Source organism: Pseudomonas sp. VEM90 (genome assembly GCF_054611535.1).
Genome location: NZ_JBTRAR010000005.1, coordinates 91,616 through 108,350 on the forward strand (window position 1 = coordinate 91,616; position 16,735 = coordinate 108,350).

The window sequence follows — 16,735 nt, forward strand, 5'->3', positions numbered from 1 at the left end:
CTAGTGCAGCACCTTGCTCTGCAGCACATCGGAACGCCGTCCCAGCACGTTCTCGCTGATCTGGACGAAGTCTTCGGTACTGACGCTGGGCAGGCGCATCAGCCCACGCACCACATCGTCCAACGAACGCCTGGCCTGGGTGTGAATGCGGATTTCCTTGTCCAGCGCCTGCAACAGCATCACGCCACGGGCCACCTGCGCCGGACTGGCGCGCTCACCCTTGAGCCGGTTGACCTTGGCGCCCTGCTTGCTCAGGCGCGCCTGCCAGACCTGGTAGCGGTCGTCACTCATCCCGCCCGAGCGGCGCAGCAACTCGTTGGCGTAATAATCGGTCAGGCTCTCTACCAGCCAGTCACTACCGTCACGCCCGTGAACCTGCGCGAACAGTTGCACCAGTTCGCGCAGCAACGGGCTACTGCCGTTCTCGCTGACCATGGGCCGGGCACTGTGCAGGTACAACGAGCCCTGTGCAGCCATAGCCCCTCGCCACATGCCGTCACGCGCCCCGACCAAGAGCAGCTTGGGCGGGTTGCGCGGGAACACAGCCTGTAGTTGTGGCCAGACGAATGTGAGCAAGGTCAGGCTGTCCATGCGTCGCATGCCCTGCCCCACCGGCGCGGCCACGGTCACTTCGGTTTCGCCCAGGCGAGCGCGGCGGCTGCCCAGGTCGCCGGCAAGCATCCAGCCGGTCGGGCGATCGAACAGGCGTGACACGTTGTCGATGCGAAACTTCTCCTTGCCGATGCGCGGCCAGGACGTTTCGATGCTCTTCCAGCCCTCGGGCAGGTCGAAAGCCAGGCGCGCCACCAGCTCGGTACCGTCCTGTTGGTCGAGGTGCGCAGGAGGTATCAGCTGGTCGCCGAGGAACAGTGCCCAGTGCGGGGTGATGCGTGATGAATAGGCGCCGCTGGCAAGCTTCTGGTCCAGCTGCACGCGGTAGCTGAGGCTGGTCTTGCCGGCCGCTGGTTGCCATACACCACGCTGGCCCTTCAGCTGCCATTGCCCATCAGCCTGGAAGCCGCTGTAAACCCCAGCCTTGCTCAGGTCGAAGTCCAGGCTGCGCACCACACTGCCTTCGGCCAATGTAACGCGCACTTCAGCCTGGCCACTGGCAGGCAGCAGGCGCACCTGGTAGTCGAGGTCGACCTTTTTCGCCCAGGCCGGCGAACTGGCCATCAGGCCCAACAGCAACAACAGCTGGCAACGCATACAGAAACTCCTTGTTTCCCCGAGGCAGGCCGCGCCGGTCAGCTGGCGCGGAAGATCAGGTGGTCTTCCCAGTCGTCTTCGTGCACATCGTGTTCACTGAGCATACGCCCCGACTGGGAAATGCGCTGTTCATGGACCTGTTGGCGATCGCCACAGACCAGGTGATGCCAATCCGGCAAGTCCTTGCCCTCACTGACCAGACGGTAACCGCAGGTACTCGGCAGCCACTTGAACTGGTCGGCCTTGCCCGGGGTAAGCTGGATGCAGTCCGGCACTTGGGCAAAGCGGCTGGGGTAGTCGCTGCACTGGCACGTATCCAGGTCCAGCAACTTGCAGGCGATGCGGGTGTAATAGACGCTGTTGTCGTCTTCGTCCTCGAGCTTCTGCAGGCAGCACAGGCCGCAGCCATCGCACAGCGACTCCCACTCTTGCTGGTTGAGTTGTTCGAGGGTCTTGCGCCGCCAGAACGGCGCGTTTTCAGCGATCATCACACAGGGTTCCTGCCTTCATCTTGGGGGCCACGGCGCGCAGCGGCGCCAGTCTAGAGCCTGGCCTTCGGCAAAGCCAGACCGCTTGTCAGTCGCGACGGCACGCAGTAGCGTGCGCTTTTCCCGTCCGTTTGCAGGAGCCGCCATGAGCGCCACCCCCCGCATTGCCGATTACGCCATCAACGAGCAGTTCATCAACCGCTGGTCGCCACGCGCCTTCACCGCCGAGCCGATCAGCGAAGAAACCCTGTTGAGCTTCCTCGAAGCCGCCCGCTGGGCACCTTCGGCCTATAACTCGCAGCCTTGGCGCTTCCTTTATGCCCGCCGCGACACGCCGAACTGGGAGCGTTACCTGAGCCTGCTGGTTCCCTTCAATCGCAGCTGGGCGCAACAGGCGTCGGCGCTGGTACTGGTCATTTCGAAGACTACCTTCGCGGCCCCGGGCGCTACGGAAGAAAAACCGGCGCTATGGCACACCTTCGACACGGGCTCTGCCTGGGGGCACCTGGCCCTGCAGGCCAGCATCAGCGGCTGGCATACCCATGGCATGGCCGGCTTCGATCAGGACCTGGCACGTCAGGAACTGAAGATTCCCGAGGGTTACGTACTGCACGCCATGGTGGCGATCGGCAAGCTGGGGGACAAGGCCAGCCTGGACGAAGCGCTGCAGGCGCGTGAAGTGCCGAGCCCGCGCAAACCGCTGAGCGAGCTGGCTGCTGAAGGCGATTTCAGCCTGTAAGGTTTGTGTTGGCAGTGCTGGCCTCTTCGCGGGCAAGCCCGCTCCTGCGGGGGGGATCACCACCCTGAGCTGGAGCGGGTTTACCCGCGACGAGGCCGGTACAGGCCACAGCGATCAGTAGCCCCGGGCGAAATCGACTTCACCCCGCAACCCCTGCCCCGCTTCATAAGCCCGCACATTCTCGACAAACAAGCGCACCATCGCTGTCGGCGAGGTGGGTGCCGAACTGTGTCCGGTCAGCAACAAGCCCCACGCGCTCCAGAACGGGTGTTGCCTGGGCAGCGGCTCTTGCCGGCAGACATCGATCACCGCACCGGCCAGATGGCCTTCTTTCAGCGCCCCTACCAAGTCGGCATCGACCACTGCTACACCGCGTCCGGCATTGATGAACAAGGCCGAGGGCTGGAAGCACTTGAACAGCGCTGCGTCATACAGGTCATGAGTGGCGGGGGTATCCGGCAGCAGGTTTAGCACGTAGTCGACCTGGCCGACCATGCGCGGCAGGTCGGCCAGCGCCGCCACCTCGACGAACGGCGCCTGCTCACGGGCGCTGCTGGCGACCCCGTAAAGCTCTACACCAAACGGCTGCAGGAACTCGGCCACACGCTGACCAATGTCGCCTACACCCACAATGAGTGCCTTGCGCCCTTCCAGGCTGCGCCCCGGGTGGTCATCCCAACGCCGCTCGACCTGGCTGACCAGACGCGCCAGCACCTCACGCTCATGGCCTAGCATATAGGTGAGCATGTACTCGGCCATCACCTGACCGAAGATACCCACTGCCCGGCTCAGGCGGTAATCACGCGGTAGGCCATCGGCCAGCAACGGCGTGATACCGGCCCATGTCGACTGCATCCAGGCAGGCTTATGGCCTTGGCGCAGCAGACTTGCCAGCAAGTCCGGCTGGCCCAGCCACACCGGGCACTGCGGTGCCTGGCGGGCCAGTTCGGCAGAGTCGCCGCTGGTCAGAACTTCCACTTCAGGCGCGGCTGCGCGCAAAAGCTCGGCGTATCGAGCATGGTCATGCTCAGCAATCAGTACGCGCATGGTCAGACGGGGTCGTTACGGCGCAGCAGCTCTTCGGGCAGGTGCTCGATGTACTCATCTTCCAGCGGCGGCATCTGCAGGTGGTAGCCTTGGCTTTCGAGGTTCTCCAGCACCTTGCTGATGTCCTCGCGGGCCAGCTTGCGCTCAGGGCTGAGCACCAGGTCGAAAGCGTGCACGGGGGTGCCGAAGAACGGCAGCAGGCCTTCAGGCACGCGCTCCAGGCCGTCAGCCTTGAGCACGTACAGGTACATTTCGTTCTTGCGTGGGCTTTTGTAGATCGAGCAAATGCGTTTCATCGGGTTTCTCCGGCGCCTGCCAGGTTGTCCAGCAGGGCCTGGCCCATGCGCTCACGGCGCCAGCCGCGCAGCGAATCGGGCAGTTTATAAGGGCCATTGGGGTAACCGCTCTTGAGCAGCGCCTCCAGGGCTTTCTTGCGCAGCATCAACTCGGGCGCAATCCCCAGGCGCTCGCCTTCGGCCTGGCCGATGGCACGCAACTGCTTGAGGAGGCCGGCAGCCTCGATCGGCAGCGGCTCGGGCAAGGGCGCTGGCCATTGCTCGGCCGGCAGGCTGGCGGCGCGCTTGATCAGCTGGATGAGGAACTCACCGTCCTGACGAATGGTGCGCGGGTGCATCTCGTCGATCTTGGCCAAGGCCGACAGGTTGTTCGGCTGGCTCTTGGCCATGGGCCACAGCGAGTGCTCCTTGAGGATACGATTGCGCGGTACATCGCGGTTGCGCGCCTCGCGCTCGCGCCAAGCGCACAGCTCACGCAGCACTGCCAGTTGTTGAGGCGCCAGCTTCCAGGCCAGCTTGACGTCGCGGTACAGGCTTTCGGGCTCGACTTCACGGCGCAACGCAGCCACCAATTCGGCGCCGTCCTCCAGCACCCAGGCGTACTTGTCGTCACTCAGCCGCGGGCGCAGCACGGTGAACAGCTCGGCCAGGTGCACGGCGTCTTCGGCAGCGTAGCTGACCTGGGTTTCCGAGAGCGGGCGTTGCAGCCAGTCAGAGCGGGTTTCACCTTTGGGCAATTCGATGCCCAGCACTTCCTGCACCAGGCGCGAATAGCCCATGGAGAAGCCCAGGTTCAGGTAACCGGCGGCCAGCTGAGTGTCGAACAACGGCTGAGGCAGCTTGCCGGTCAGGCGCAGCAGCACTTCGAGGTCTTCGCTGCAGGCGTGCAGCACCTTGACCACACCGCTGTCTTCCAGCAGGTCGGCCAAGGGTTGCCAGTTGCCGATCAGCAGCGGGTCGATCAGGAAGGCACGTTGGCCGTCGCCGATCTGAATCAGCCCGGCTTTCGGGTAGAAGGTGTCGACCCGCATGAATTCGGTGTCGACGGCGACGAAGGGCAGCTGGTGCCAGTCGCGGCAGTGCTCGGCCAGGCTCTGGTCGTCACGGATCCAGTGAATTTCGATGGCCACAAGGCTCTCCCACTAACATTGGCGCGCAGTATATACGGCGAGGGCACTGCTGGTGAAACTGTCCAGCTTTCAGGGGGCAGTCCACCCTGTGGGAGCGGGCGCGCCCGCGAATGAAGGCAACACGGTGTATGGCCCGGGCTTACCCGCTCCAGGGATCACCCAAGCCTGCATGACACGCGACTGACTTCAGCGCTTGGCTGCCAGCCAGGGCCGGCAACCGGCGAACATGTCCAGCGACTGCTGGTAGAGCTCGGTGTGTACCTGCAACAGGCCAAGCATCGAGTGGAACAGATTGTCCTGGGACAACGGGGTATCGCTGAGCCGGGCCAGGCAGTCGTTGTCGATACCGAAGTCCTCCTTGTAGCTGTCGGAGAACCAGGTCAGCAGCGGCACATGCTTCTGCGGCTCGGGAGCGATGGCGTACGGCGTGCCGTGCAGGAACAGGTTGTACTCGCCCAGCGACTCGCCGTGGTCGGACAGGTAGATCATCGCCGTGTCGACCTTGTCTTGCTTGCTGCGCAGGATATCGATCAGCGAGGCCAGCACCTTGTCGGTGTAAGCAAGGGTGTTGTCGTACCCGTTGATGATTTCCTCCTGGCTGCACTGGTTCAACGCGTTGCTCTGGCACACCGGGGTGAAGCGCTCGTCTTCACTGGGGTAGCGCTTGAAGTACTCGGGGCCGTGGCTACCCATCTGGTGCAGCACCAGCACGGTGTCCTTGTCGAGGTTGTCGATCAGCGCGTCCAGGCCTTGCAGCAGGATCTGGTCATGGCATTCGCCATTGGCGCACAGCTGCGGGTCCTTGAGGTTGCTGACATCGATGAACTGCACACGATCGCAGGTGCCTTTGCAGCCCGATTGGTTGTCGCGCCACTGCACGGCCAGGCCGGCACGTTGAAGGATGTCCAACAGCCCTTCACGGTTTTTCGCTACGCGGGCGTCGTAGTCCCTGCGCTTCATGCCCGAGAACATGCAAGGCACCGAAACCGCCGTTTCCGTACCGCACGAGTGCACGTCGGAAAACGCCAGCAGGCCCTGCTCCCTGGCGAGATTGGGCGTGGTATCGCGGTCATAGCCCAGCACGCCGAAATGGTCTGCCCGGGCACTTTCTCCGACCACCAGCACGGTCAACGACTTGCGCTCATGTTTTTGCCAGGCCGCATCACGCTTGGCATCTTCACCATAATGCTGGAACGGGCGCGAAGCCGTACCGACACGCTCGCTGACATAACCAATGGACGCCCCGACGATATTGCTGGGGGTGAGCATCAGGCGCAGCTCATGGTGATTGCGCAACAACGACGACAGTCCTTGATAATTGACCAACGCGACCGAACCGATGGTCACCACACAGGCACCACCGACCACTAACTTGCCCAGCAGCTCGCGGTGCCAGGGGCGGTAAGCGATCTTCGCCTTCCACAGCAGCACCGAAGGCAGCACGCCCAGCAGCAGGATATACGCGGCAAACTTGAACGACATCAAGTCGCGCACTTCCGCAATATTGGTTTCGGCCATATTACGAAACATGCCGGTATCAATAAGTACGCCGTACTGGTTCATGAAGTAAGCCACGCCTGCGCCACTCATGAACAACACGATAAGTACCGGCTTCAATACATACCGGAAAGCAAGTAACGTGAGGATCAGATTGAAGGCGAAGAGCATCAACACGGCAAACGCCAGGCTTAGCCACAACCCCGACAGGCCGGCAGGAACCACCGCTTGCAGGTGCTCCCAGAGGAACATGTTGAAGCCGATCAGAAGGTAAAGACTGGCCAGCAGCGTGACCCATTCAGTCCGCAGGGATTTGAAGTTGAGCATCAGCGTTCGCAATCAAGAGTGATTTTCACCCCCCAGGCCAGAAGGCACCGTGGGAAAGTTGGGCGAACTCTAGAAAGGGCACCATCAAATTTTTGTGAAAAAGACGGTAACAATTTCGTGAAGGTGCGTCTTTTACAAATAATCTCAAAATCATTCAGCTGCCATTCAGCCTGGGCAGCCGTCACAAGCCTGCGCAAAGACAGCTATCCTCAGTGATCAGAGCCTTACCGACAACCCTGACAGAGGTGAAGAAATGCCAGTTCCGCATGATCTGCTCGCTGACCTGCACGTTACCGCTGATGCATTCCAGGCGCTCATGGACAAGGATCAGGACCTGCACAAACTGCACAAGGAGTACAACGCCAAGGACAAGGAGGTGGTCGCCGCCGAAGGCAACGGTACCAACGACGAGGCCGTCAACCGCCTGCGCAAGGAAAGGTTGCTGATCAAGGACAAGATCGAACGGATCATTCATCCGCCCAAATCCTGACAGGCATCTATTGAATCCACCGGCCTCTTCGCGGGCAAGCCCGCTCCTATACCGATGCGCAGACCGTCGTAGGAGCGGGTTCACCCGCGAAAGGGCCGGGCCTGCTGGCCAATTTCCCTGGCCGTTCACCGTTGCCGCCGCCACCGTATTCGCGGGTAAACCCGCTCCTACGCCAATGCGTAGACCGTCGTAGGAGCGGGTTCACCCGCGAAAGGGCCGGGCCTGCTGGCCAAGGTCCCTGGCCGTTCACCGTTGTCGCCGCCACCGTATTCGCGGGTAAACCCGCTCCTACATCGATGCGCAGACCGTCGTAGGAGCGGGTTCACCCGCGAAAGGGCCGGGCCTGCTGGCCAATGCCCCTGGCCGTTCACCGTTGCCGCCGCTACCGTATTCGCGGGTAAACCCGCTCCTACGCCAATGCGCAGACCGTCGTAGGAGCGGGTTCACCCGCGAAAGGGCCGGGCCTGCTGGCCAATGTCCCTGGCCGTTCACCGTTGTCGCCGCTACCGTATTCGCGGGTAAACCCGCACCTACGCCAATGCGCAGACCGTCGTAGGAGCGGGTTTACCCGCGAAAGGGCCAGCAGCCCTCACACAGCAACCAGCGCTTTCAACGCCCCATCCAGGTCCTCGACCAGATCACGGTAGTCCTCGATACCTACCGACAACCGCAGCAGGTTCTCGCTGATCCCCATCACCCCTTTCTGCTCCGGGCTCAGCGAGCAGTGCGACATGCTCCAGGAATGGTTGATCATGCTCTCAACCCCGCCCAGCGAGTCTGCCAGCACAAAAATCTGCAGTGCCTCCACCAGGCGGTTGAGCGCGGCGCGGTCGCCCTTGACCTTCATCGCCACCACTGCCCCGCCACTGCGCATCTGGCGTTTGCACAGTTCATGCTGTGGGTGGCTTTCCAGCCCCGGGTAATAGACCTGCTCGACCTGCGCGTGGCCTTCCAGGAAGCGCGCCACCTTCAGGGCATTGGCGCACTGGCGCTCCATGCGCACATCCAGGGTCTTCAGGCCGCGCAGGGCCAGGTAGCAGTCGAACGGCCCCTGCACCGCACCAATCGCCATGCTGATGCGGCGCAGGCGTGCCAGCAGCGCGTCATTGGCGGCGACCACCACACCGCCGGTGAGGTCGGAGTGGCCACCGATGTACTTGCTGGCCGAGTGCATCACCAAGTCCACGCCCAAGGTGATCGGGCGCTGGTTCCACGGCGAGCAGAACGTGTTGTCGATGCAGGTAAGAATCCCCCGCGCCTTGGCCAGGCTGCACACCGCCTTGATGTCGACCAGGTGCAGCAACGGGTTGGTCGGCGATTCGATCCAGATCAGCTGGGTTTCCGGCTTGATCGCAGCCGCTACGGCTTCAAGGTCGTTGAGATCGACATAAGTGGTGGTCAGCCCCGAGGTGCGGCTGCGGTAATCTTCCATGATGCGGAATGTGCCACCGTACACGCCGTTCATCACCACCACGTGGGCATCCTTGGGCAGCAGCTCAAGCACGGTTGCGGTGGCATTCACTCCCGAGGCGCAGGCCACAGCGCCCACGCCTTCTTCCAGGGCAGCGACACAGGTTTCGTAGGCATGCCGGGTGGGGTTGCCGACGCGGCTATAGGAATATTCCGGCTTGTCATCCAGGCTGCGCTTGGTGAACGAACTGGCGGTGACGATGGCCGGGAAAATGGCGTTATCGGCAACGCTGAACTGCTCGCCGGCGTGAATGGTACGGGTGGCGAAATTGCGCGGCTTGTCGGACATGGTCAGGCCCATTGGCAGAATGAAAGCTGCAACTATCGCACAACCCAAATCGTCTGGCCTTGGGGTAATCTGTGAAATATTTTTCTGCACGGCCAGCGCACGATATGGACAGTTTCGACCAGCACATTCTTACCCTGCTACAGCGTGATGCCTCGATCTCGCTGAAGGACCTGGCCGAGGCCGTCAACCTGTCCACCACACCGTGCTGGAAGCGGGTCAAGCGCCTGGAGGAAGACGGCTATATCCTCGGCCGTGTCACCCTGCTGGACCCCGAACGGCTGGGGTTGGGGCTTACCGTGTTCGTCCAGCTCAAGACCCAGCGCCACGACAGCGCCTGGCTGGAGCAGTTTGCCGCGACCGTGACCGGGTTCGAGGAAGTGATGGAGTGCTACCGCATGTCCGGGGACTGGGACTACATGCTGCGGGTGGTGGTGGGCGATATCGCCGCGTATGACCGGTTCTACAAAAAGCTGATTACCCGTACCGATGGGCTATCGAACATCACCTCCAGTTTTGCCATGGAGCAGATGAAGTACACCACGGCTTACCCGGTGCATCGCGCCTGACCGGTGCTGGATGCTTCGCGGACAAACCCGCAGGATCACCTCAACCTCAAGCGCTGTGAGGTCCCGTAGGAGCGGGTTCACCCGCGAAGAGGCCGGTACAGGCACCCCATCAATCCGAGGCCAACACCGCCGCAATGCGGTTCCCCGCCTTGGCTTTCTCAACCTTGATCGCCACAAATTTCGAGGTCGGGGTGTAGGTGCCCTCGCCATAACTTTCCAGCGGTACCAACGGGTTGGTTTCCGGGTAATACGCCGCCGCCTGTCCCTCGGGCACGTCATACGCCACCAGGCGGAAGCCCGACACCCGCCGCTCCACGCCATCCTCCCACAGCGACACCAGGTCCACCTGCTCACCCGGCTCGAAGCCCAGGCGACGGATGTCGGCCTCATTGACGAACACCACTTCACGCAGGCCGAACACCCCCCGATAGCGGTCGTCCAGGCCATACAGGGTGGTGTTGTACTGGTCATGCGAGCGCAGGGTCTGCAGGATCAGGTCGGGTTTGTCACCCCGGGCCAGCACCTTGGCATTGACCAACTCCTCGGGCAGCGCGTGGGGCATGAACCGGGCCTTGCCCGTGGCCGTTCGGAAGTTGCGATCGGCGGCGGTGTTACCCAGGTGGAAACCGCCCGGCTGCTGCAAGCGCTCATTGAAGCTGGCGAAACCAGGGATAACGTCTGCGATCATCTGACGAATACGGCTGTAGTCGGCCACCGCAAACTCCCAGTCTATCGGCTGGTTGCCCAGCGTAGCCTTGGCCATGCCGGCGATGATCCAGGGTTCCGAGCGCATATGCGGCGAGCGCGGGCGCAACTGGCCGTTGGAGATGTGCACCATGCTGAAGGTGTCCTCCACGGTCACGCCTTGCGGCCCTTCGGCCTGCAGGTCGATTTCGGTACGGCCCAGGCACGGCAGGATCAGCGCATCGCGGCCGGTGACCAGATGCGAGCGGTTGAGCTTGGTGGAAATCTGCACGGTCAACGCGCAATTCTGCAGCGCCGCGTGGGTGCGCGCGGTGTCCGGGGTGGCTTGGGCAAAGTTGCCGCCCAAGCCGATGAACACCTTGGCCCGCCCCTCTTCCATGGCTTTGATCGCCAACACCGCGTTGTGCCCATGGGTACGCGGCACACTGAACTGGAAGCGTTTTTCGATGGCATCGAGCAGCGCCGCCGACGGCTTCTCGTCGATACCCATGGTACGGTCACCCTGCACGTTGCTGTGGCCACGCACCGGCGACAGGCCTGCGCCGGGTTTGCCGACGTTGCCGCGCAGCAGCTGCAGGTTGACGATTTCCTGCACGGTCGGCACCGAATGGCGATGCTGGGTGACGCCCATGGCCCAGCACATGATGACCCGCTCGGCCTTGCGATACATGCGTGCGGCCAGCTCGATCTCGGCCAGGGTCAAGCCCGACTGCTTGACGATGTGCTCCCAGGACGTGGCGTCCACCGCCGCCAGGTAATCGTCGACGCCGCTGGTGTGCTCGGCGATGAAGGCATGGTCGAACACCGCCGGCTCGCCCTTGGCCTGCGCCTCGCGCTCCCATTGCAACAAGTACTTGGCAATACCGCGCATTGCCGCCATGTCCCCACCCAAGGCCGGGCGGAAGTAGGCGCTGGAGGTCGGCTCGGAGCCGTTGCTGAGCATTTCGAACGGGTGCTGCGGGTGCTGGAAGCGCTCGAGGCCACGCTCTTTCAACGGGTTGAAGCAGACTACCTGGGCACCACGCTTGACCGCTTCCCGCAGGGGTTCGAGCATGCGCGGGTGGTTGGTGCCGGGGTTCTGGCCGATGACGAAGATCGCGTCGGCCAGCTCCAGGTCGTGGAACACCACGGTGCCCTTGCCCACCCCAAGGGTTTCCGACATACCCGCGCCGCTGGCTTCGTGGCACATGTTCGAGCAATCAGGGAAGTTGTTGGTGCCGTAAGCGCGCACGAACAGCTGGTAGAGGAACGCCGCCTCGTTGCTGGCCCGGCCCGAGGTGTAGAACTCGGCCTCATCTGGCGACTCAAGCGCACGCAGATGCCTGGCGACCAGCTCGAAGGCCTCCTGCCAGGTGGTTTCGACATAGTGGTCGGTGGCGGCGTCGTAACGCATCGGGTGGGTGAGGCGGCCCTGGTATTCCAGCCAGTAGTCGGTCTGTTCCTTCAGCGCGCTGACGCTGTACCTGGCGAAGAATGCCGGGTCCACCGAACGGCCAGTGGCTTCCCAGTTGACCGCCTTGGCGCCGTTTTCGCAGAACTTGACCATGTCGCTTTCCGGCGACTCGCCCCAGGCACAGCCGGGGCAGTCGAAGCCGCCGTTCTGGTTGGTCTTGAGCATGGCCCGCAGGTTCTTGAAGGCGTTGTCGCTGCCCAGCCAGCTCTTGGTCACGCTTTTCAGCGCCCCCCAGCCGGCGGCGGCGCCCTTGTAGTCCCTGATGTGTTCGTCCTGGCTCATGCGATGAATCCTCACGCTTCGATGCTTTTTTCCAGCCTATGGAGCGTGGGGAGGCCGCGTCCAATCGAAAGATCTTACGGCGTGATAAGCGGTTTCGATCACGGGCCGCCAGATGCCATACCAAGCGATAGAGGCCATCGATCAACCGGTCAGGCAAAGCAATTTGACGGCCCTGCAGCCAGGTTATAGCTTGGAGTCATGTCCCAACCCATTCGAGTGCGAACGTGGAACAGAACAGCCGGGCCCTGATCGACGGCTTCAACCGGAAAATCGACTACCTGCGGATGTCGGTCACCGACCGTTGTGACTTCCGTTGCGTGTACTGCATGGCCGAAGACATGCAGTTTCTGCCGCGCCAGCAAATCCTCAGCCTCGAAGAACTGTTCCAGGTGGCCGAACGCTTCGTCGCTCTGGGCACCCGCAAGATCCGCCTGACGGGTGGCGAGCCACTGGTACGCCAGGGCATCGTCGACCTGTGCGGGCGCATCGCCGCCCTGCCCGGCCTGCGCGAGCTGTGCCTGACCAGCAACGGCTCGCAACTCGGGCGCCTGGCTCAGCCGCTGTTCGACGCCGGGGTGACACGTCTGAATATCAGCCTGGATAGCCTGGATGCCGACCGTTTCAAGCAACTGACCCGCACCGGCGACCTTGCCCAGGTAATCGCCGGTATCGACGCCGCACGCCAGGCGGGTTTCAAACGCACCAAACTCAACTGCGTGGTCCTCAAAGGCCGCAACGACCATGAACTGGTCGATCTGGTGCGCTTTGCCATCGAACGTGAACTGGACATCACCTTCATCGAGGAAATGCCGCTGGGGGTGATAAGCGAGCATGAACGTGGCGAATCGTTCTGCTCCAGCGATGAAGTACGGGCACGCCTGGCCGAGCAGTTCACGCTGATCGAATCGACCGAATCGTCCATGGGGCCGGCCCGTTACTGGCGCCTGGCCGAAGCCGCGAATACGCGGGTCGGCTTCATTTCACCGCACAGCCACAACTTCTGCGCCACCTGCAACCGCGTGCGCCTTACCGTCGAAGGCCGCCTGCTGCTGTGCCTGGGCAACGAACACTCGGTAGACCTCAAGCACGTGCTGCGCGCCCACCCTGGCAACCCCGAACGCCTGGAAAAGGCCATTCGCGACTCGCTGCACCTCAAGCCCTATCGCCATCATTTCGAAGTCGGTGGCGATGTGCAGATCCTGCGCTTCATGAACATGACCGGCGGCTGAGCAGCCGTCTCTGGATTTCCATGATCGTCCCCCCCTCCACCGATGTGTTGCGCGTGTTGTTCACCCTCAAGGGGTCGATCGTCAAACGCATTGCCCTGCGTTGCCTGATGGTGACACTGCTAGCCGCGCTGATCGTGCTGGTCGAGCGGCATTACCCGGCGTATTTCTACCCGGTCAGCGCCACGCCGTTCACCTTGCTGGGCCTGTCGTTGTCGATCTTCATGAGCTTTCGCAACAACGCGTGCTATGACCGTTGGTGGGAGGGGCGCAAGGCCTGGGGCAAACTGATTATCGAAACCCGCTCGTTCGTGCGGGAAAGCGTGGCGATTGCCGACGAAACACTGCGCACCGAACTGCTGCGCAACTTGTGTGGTTTCGCTCATGCACTCAATGCCCGGCTGCGTAACGAGGACGAACGGGCAGCTGCCAGACCGTGGCTGGCCCAGGCCGATGCGATCAGCCCGCACAATGTGTGCGACGGCATCCTGCGTGAAATCGGTGGACACTGTTCACGGTTGGCCGCGCAGCAACAGATCAGCGAATGGCGCTACAACCTGCTGGAACAACGTCTGGTGGGCCTGACCGAAGTGCAGGCCACCTGCGAGCGGATCAAGGGCACGCCTTTGCCGTTCCCCTACACGCTGCTGCTGCACCGTACCATCTACATTTTCTGCCTGCTGCTGCCGTTTGCCCTGGCCGAGCCGCTGGGCTGGCTTGCACCGCTGTTCACCACCATCGTGGGGTACACGTTCTTCGGGCTGGATGCGATCGGCAACGAGCTGGAAGACCCGTTCGGGCGCGATGAGAACGATCTGCCGACCGATGCCATGGTGCGGACGGTGGAGCGCGATGTGCTGGCCGGATTGGGGGAACAGCAACTGCCTCCCGCCTTGTTGCCGGTGGGGTATGTGTTGAGCTGACCGTGGGTGGTTGCCTGTTCTGGCCTCTTCGCGGGTAAACCCGCTCCTACATCGGCAACAGGTGTTTGACGAAGTTGCATGGCCGGTGCCGTGCATCCAGCTGCTCGGCCAGAATCCCTTCCCAGGCGGTGCGGCAGGCTCCGGTCGAGCCCGGCAGGCAACACACCAACGTGCGGTTGGACAACCCGGCCAACGCCCGGCTCTGCACGGTCGAGCTGCCAATATCGAGAATCGACAATGCCCGGAACAACTCGCCAAACCCATCGATACGCTTGTCCAGCAGGCACTCGACCGCTTCGGGTGTGCTGTCGCGCCCGGTAAAGCCGGTACCGCCGGTGATCAGCACCACCTGCACCTGTTCATCAGCAATCCAGCTGGCCACCTGAGCGCGGATCTTGTACAGGTCGTCCTTGAGCAGCGCTCGCGCCACCAGCCGGTGACCGACCTCGACCGAGCGGTTGGCCAGCAGCTCGCCGGAAGTATCGTTGTCGTAGGTACGGGTGTCGCTGACAGTCAGCACGGCGATGTTCAGCGGTACGAAGACCGCATCAAGTTGGACGCGCACAATGAAGCTCCTTGAAGGGCATTTTCACCACGCTAGAGGCATAGCCCCAGGTGCGTCCAATCGATATGGCGTACCGGCCGATCAATGACATCTATCGCAGACGTGGGTTATGGTCTGCACAATCAGACGCCAGGCACTTCCATGGACATCAAGCAGCTCAAGTTCCTCATCGCACTCGACCAGACCCGCCACTTCGGCCAGGCGGCGGCGCTGTGCCATATCACCCAGCCGACGCTGTCCATGCGCCTGCGCAACCTGGAGGATGAGCTGGACCTGGTGCTGGTCAAGCGTGGCCAGCGCTTCGAAGGCTTCACCGAGGCCGGCGAGCGCATCCTGGCCTGGGCCCGCACCCTGCTCGCGGCCCACGACGGCCTGCAGGCCGAGGCTGCAAGTTGCCGTGGCCAAGTGGTCGGCAGCCTGCGCCTGGGCACGGTGCCGCTGGCCAGCTTCAATCCCATGCACCTGCTGCTGCCCCTGCGCGAAAAATACCCCGAACTGCACTTTCAGCTTAGCTCGCTGAGTTCGGAACAGGTCCTCGACGGCCTGAGCCGCAACCAGCTCGACCTGGGTATCTGCTACCTGGACCAGGTCAACACCAGCTTCTTCGAAGTGATCGAACTCGGCACCACCACCATGGGCCTGCTGCACGACACGCGGCACTTCCAGTTCGCCAGCGACCGACTGCGCTGGGACGAGCTCGGCGACATTCCGCTGGGGCTGCTGAGCAAAGGCATGCACTACCGCCAGTCGCTGGACCTGAGCTTCCGTAGCCGTGGTCTTGAACCCAATGCGGTGCTTGAGAGCGACTCGAGCTTCCAGCTTATCCAGGCCATCAACACCGGCATATGCTGCGCGATCATGCCATTGGACTGCGGCCTGGAAGACCTCAGCGAGCACCTGCGAATCCTGCCAGTGGCCGACGCCGCCATCCTCAGCCCGGTCGGGCTGCTGCTGCGCCGCAGCGAGCCGCGCTCGGCGATTGCCGAGCAGTGCTTTGCCGAGGCCCGTGGGCTGTTTCAGGCAACCTGATCGGCGGTAGCCTGGCGGTACTGGCGCGGCGTAAAGCCGGTCAGTTGCTTGAACTGGCGGCTGAAGGCGCTGTGATCGGTGTAGCCGCAGCACATCGCCACTTCAGTGATCGGCAGCTCCGAATGCAGCAGTCGGTGGGCGTGCTCCAGGCGTGCCTTGTGGATCATCTGCCGGGGCGTGAGGTGGAACACGCGCTTGCAGTAGCGCTCCAACTGAGCCACGGAGATACCAGCGATGCGGGTCAGCTCGCCCATGCTGATCGGCTGATGAAAATGCCGGCGGATGTGCTCGTCCACCGCAGCCAGGCGCTGATAGGCGGGGTGGCTGTCAGCGGCTGACTGCAAGTCGACCGAGATGCCGACCAGGCCGATGATTTCGCCAGCAGGGTTGTACAGCGGGCGCTTGTGGGTCAGGCACCAGCCGGGCTCACGGCTGCCGTAGAGGTGCAGCTCCAACTGGTCCTCCAGCACCAGACCTTCCTTGAGAACACGTCGATCCTGCTCGGTATAGCCGGGGCCAAACTGTGCCGGAAACACCTCGGCGCTGGTCTTGCCCAGCAGCGGTTGCAGGCGCTTGAGGCCACAGCGCTGGACCAGTGTGTTGTTGGCCAACGCATAGCGGGCGGCAGAATCCTTGATGAAGATCGCGGCGTTGGGGATGGCGTCGAGCATCGGCAGCAACAGCGATACACCGGCGAGCAGGGCCTCGAGGGTGGCGGGGCGGTGCTGGTCCAGGGACTGGTAGAGGGTTGCCAGGGGGGTGTCGGTCATCTGTCGGTTCTCTGCTGGCTGGGCCGGCCTCTTCGCGGGTGAACCCGCTCCTACAGGGCCCCCACAGATTTCGAATTCTGCGCCGTACCTGTAGGAGCGGGTTCACCCGCGAAAGGGCCGACACTAGCACTGCATCTCTCAAACCCTTATCCGGTATGGCTTTGAGCCTATCCCCCCGCTTTGCGCCTTACCACTTTTTTTCTGCAACTGTGCCGATTTCGTCATCCCCTCTGC

General features: G+C 62.7%; 16 protein-coding genes. 6 read left to right on the forward strand and 10 right to left on the reverse strand.

Annotated elements, in window-relative coordinates; translation table 11 throughout:
- Both ACYCCG_RS07245 and ACYCCG_RS07250 read right to left on the reverse strand, forming a co-directional pair.
- Positions 1-1,209 carry a hypothetical protein gene (locus ACYCCG_RS07245; RefSeq protein ID WP_176685787.1) on the reverse strand — a complete coding sequence of 403 codons (1,209 nt, stop codon included), beginning with the start codon at positions 1,207-1,209 and terminating at the stop codon, positions 1-3.
- Between the two features lie 38 nt (positions 1,210-1,247).
- Positions 1,248-1,697, reverse strand: a complete 450-nt coding sequence (locus ACYCCG_RS07250; RefSeq protein WP_176685786.1) for a YcgN family cysteine cluster protein — start codon at positions 1,695-1,697, stop codon at positions 1,248-1,250.
- Positions 1,698-1,842: 145 nt separating this feature from the next.
- On the opposite strand from ACYCCG_RS07250, the gene ACYCCG_RS07255 reads away from it, so the two are divergent.
- Positions 1,843-2,436 carry a nitroreductase family protein gene (locus tag ACYCCG_RS07255; protein WP_176685785.1) on the forward strand — a complete coding sequence of 198 codons (594 nt, stop codon included), beginning with the start codon at positions 1,843-1,845 and terminating at the stop codon, positions 2,434-2,436.
- Positions 2,437-2,550: 114 nt separating this feature from the next.
- On the opposite strand, the gene ACYCCG_RS07260 is transcribed toward ACYCCG_RS07255, so the two are convergent.
- The 4 genes from ACYCCG_RS07260 to ACYCCG_RS07275 all read right to left on the reverse strand — a co-directional run bounded on the left by ACYCCG_RS07260 (position 2,551) and on the right by ACYCCG_RS07275 (position 6,733).
- Positions 2,551-3,483 carry a D-2-hydroxyacid dehydrogenase gene (locus ACYCCG_RS07260; RefSeq protein ID WP_209967543.1) on the reverse strand — a complete coding sequence of 311 codons (933 nt, stop codon included), beginning with the start codon at positions 3,481-3,483 and terminating at the stop codon, positions 2,551-2,553.
- Positions 3,484-3,485: 2 nt separating this feature from the next.
- Positions 3,486-3,779, reverse strand: a complete 294-nt coding sequence (locus ACYCCG_RS07265) for a YcgL domain-containing protein (RefSeq protein WP_021783370.1) — start codon at positions 3,777-3,779, stop codon at positions 3,486-3,488.
- On the reverse strand, positions 3,776-4,909 hold the full coding sequence (gene rnd / locus ACYCCG_RS07270) for a ribonuclease D (protein WP_176685783.1): 1,134 nt from the start codon (positions 4,907-4,909) through the stop codon (positions 3,776-3,778). The genes ACYCCG_RS07265 and rnd overlap by 4 nt, the downstream gene beginning before the upstream one ends.
- Before the next feature lie 186 nt (positions 4,910-5,095).
- Positions 5,096-6,733, reverse strand: coding sequence for a phosphoethanolamine transferase (locus tag ACYCCG_RS07275; protein WP_459669904.1), 1,638 nt, complete (start codon positions 6,731-6,733; stop codon positions 5,096-5,098).
- A 253-nt stretch (positions 6,734-6,986) separates the two neighbouring features.
- Here ACYCCG_RS07275 and ACYCCG_RS07280 point away from each other — a divergent pair, with 253 nt between their 5' ends.
- Complete coding sequence (locus ACYCCG_RS07280; protein ID WP_209967547.1) at positions 6,987-7,223, forward strand: YdcH family protein; 237 nt, start codon at positions 6,987-6,989, stop codon at positions 7,221-7,223.
- 589 nt (positions 7,224-7,812) lie between these two features.
- Here ACYCCG_RS07280 and ACYCCG_RS07285 read toward each other — a convergent pair.
- Positions 7,813-8,994 carry a trans-sulfuration enzyme family protein gene (locus ACYCCG_RS07285; protein ID WP_209967548.1) on the reverse strand — a complete coding sequence of 394 codons (1,182 nt, stop codon included), beginning with the start codon at positions 8,992-8,994 and terminating at the stop codon, positions 7,813-7,815.
- 92 nt (positions 8,995-9,086) lie between these two features.
- On the opposite strand from ACYCCG_RS07285, the gene ACYCCG_RS07290 reads away from it, so the two are divergent.
- Positions 9,087-9,548 (forward strand): Lrp/AsnC family transcriptional regulator, encoded by a 462-nt coding sequence (locus ACYCCG_RS07290; RefSeq protein WP_459669906.1) that lies wholly within the window; start codon positions 9,087-9,089, stop codon positions 9,546-9,548.
- Positions 9,549-9,657: 109 nt separating this feature from the next.
- Here the strand turns inward: ACYCCG_RS07290 and ACYCCG_RS07295 are convergent, their stop codons facing one another.
- A complete protein-coding gene (locus ACYCCG_RS07295) occupies positions 9,658-11,988 on the reverse strand; it encodes an FdhF/YdeP family oxidoreductase (protein ID WP_176685824.1) in 2,331 nt (776 codons plus the stop codon).
- A 224-nt stretch (positions 11,989-12,212) separates the two neighbouring features.
- Here ACYCCG_RS07295 and moaA point away from each other — a divergent pair, with 224 nt between their 5' ends.
- Both moaA and ACYCCG_RS07305 read left to right on the forward strand, forming a co-directional pair.
- On the forward strand, positions 12,213-13,217 hold the full coding sequence (moaA, locus tag ACYCCG_RS07300) for a GTP 3',8-cyclase MoaA (protein WP_176685823.1): 1,005 nt from the start codon (positions 12,213-12,215) through the stop codon (positions 13,215-13,217).
- A 20-nt stretch (positions 13,218-13,237) separates the two neighbouring features.
- Positions 13,238-14,137, forward strand: a complete 900-nt coding sequence (locus tag ACYCCG_RS07305; protein ID WP_176685822.1) for a bestrophin family protein — start codon at positions 13,238-13,240, stop codon at positions 14,135-14,137.
- Positions 14,138-14,183: 46 nt separating this feature from the next.
- Here ACYCCG_RS07305 and moaB read toward each other — a convergent pair whose 3' ends face one another.
- Positions 14,184-14,702 carry a molybdenum cofactor biosynthesis protein B gene (gene moaB / locus ACYCCG_RS07310; RefSeq protein WP_102885781.1) on the reverse strand — a complete coding sequence of 173 codons (519 nt, stop codon included), beginning with the start codon at positions 14,700-14,702 and terminating at the stop codon, positions 14,184-14,186.
- A 141-nt stretch (positions 14,703-14,843) separates the two neighbouring features.
- On the opposite strand from moaB, the gene ACYCCG_RS07315 reads away from it, so the two are divergent.
- Positions 14,844-15,731 (forward strand): LysR family transcriptional regulator, encoded by an 888-nt coding sequence (locus ACYCCG_RS07315; RefSeq protein ID WP_176685826.1) that lies wholly within the window; start codon positions 14,844-14,846, stop codon positions 15,729-15,731.
- Here ACYCCG_RS07315 and ACYCCG_RS07320 read toward each other — a convergent pair.
- Positions 15,719-16,501, reverse strand: a complete 783-nt coding sequence (locus ACYCCG_RS07320; RefSeq protein ID WP_459669909.1) for a helix-turn-helix domain-containing protein — start codon at positions 16,499-16,501, stop codon at positions 15,719-15,721. The two genes, ACYCCG_RS07315 and ACYCCG_RS07320, sit on opposite strands and share 13 nt — an antisense overlap.
- Positions 16,502-16,735 lie beyond the last annotated feature (234 nt).

Coding starts and splice junctions, on each gene's coding strand:
- ACYCCG_RS07245 (WP_176685787.1), bottom strand. CDS start 1,209: ATGCGTTGCCAGCTGTTGTTGCTGTTGGGCCTGATGGCCAGTTCGCCG.
- ACYCCG_RS07250 (WP_176685786.1), bottom strand. CDS start 1,697: ATGATCGCTGAAAACGCGCCGTTCTGGCGGCGCAAGACCCTCGAACAA.
- ACYCCG_RS07255 (WP_176685785.1), top strand. CDS start 1,843: ATGAGCGCCACCCCCCGCATTGCCGATTACGCCATCAACGAGCAGTTC.
- ACYCCG_RS07260 (WP_209967543.1), bottom strand. CDS start 3,483: ATGCGCGTACTGATTGCTGAGCATGACCATGCTCGATACGCCGAGCTT.
- ACYCCG_RS07265 (WP_021783370.1), bottom strand. CDS start 3,779: ATGAAACGCATTTGCTCGATCTACAAAAGCCCACGCAAGAACGAAATG.
- ACYCCG_RS07275 (WP_459669904.1), bottom strand. CDS start 6,733: ATGCTCAACTTCAAATCCCTGCGGACTGAATGGGTCACGCTGCTGGCC.
- ACYCCG_RS07280 (WP_209967547.1), top strand. CDS start 6,987: ATGCCAGTTCCGCATGATCTGCTCGCTGACCTGCACGTTACCGCTGAT.
- ACYCCG_RS07285 (WP_209967548.1), bottom strand. CDS start 8,994: ATGGGCCTGACCATGTCCGACAAGCCGCGCAATTTCGCCACCCGTACC.
- ACYCCG_RS07290 (WP_459669906.1), top strand. CDS start 9,087: ATGGACAGTTTCGACCAGCACATTCTTACCCTGCTACAGCGTGATGCC.
- ACYCCG_RS07295 (WP_176685824.1), bottom strand. CDS start 11,988: ATGAGCCAGGACGAACACATCAGGGACTACAAGGGCGCCGCCGCCGGC.
- ACYCCG_RS07305 (WP_176685822.1), top strand. CDS start 13,238: ATGATCGTCCCCCCCTCCACCGATGTGTTGCGCGTGTTGTTCACCCTC.
- ACYCCG_RS07315 (WP_176685826.1), top strand. CDS start 14,844: ATGGACATCAAGCAGCTCAAGTTCCTCATCGCACTCGACCAGACCCGC.
- ACYCCG_RS07320 (WP_459669909.1), bottom strand. CDS start 16,501: ATGACCGACACCCCCCTGGCAACCCTCTACCAGTCCCTGGACCAGCAC.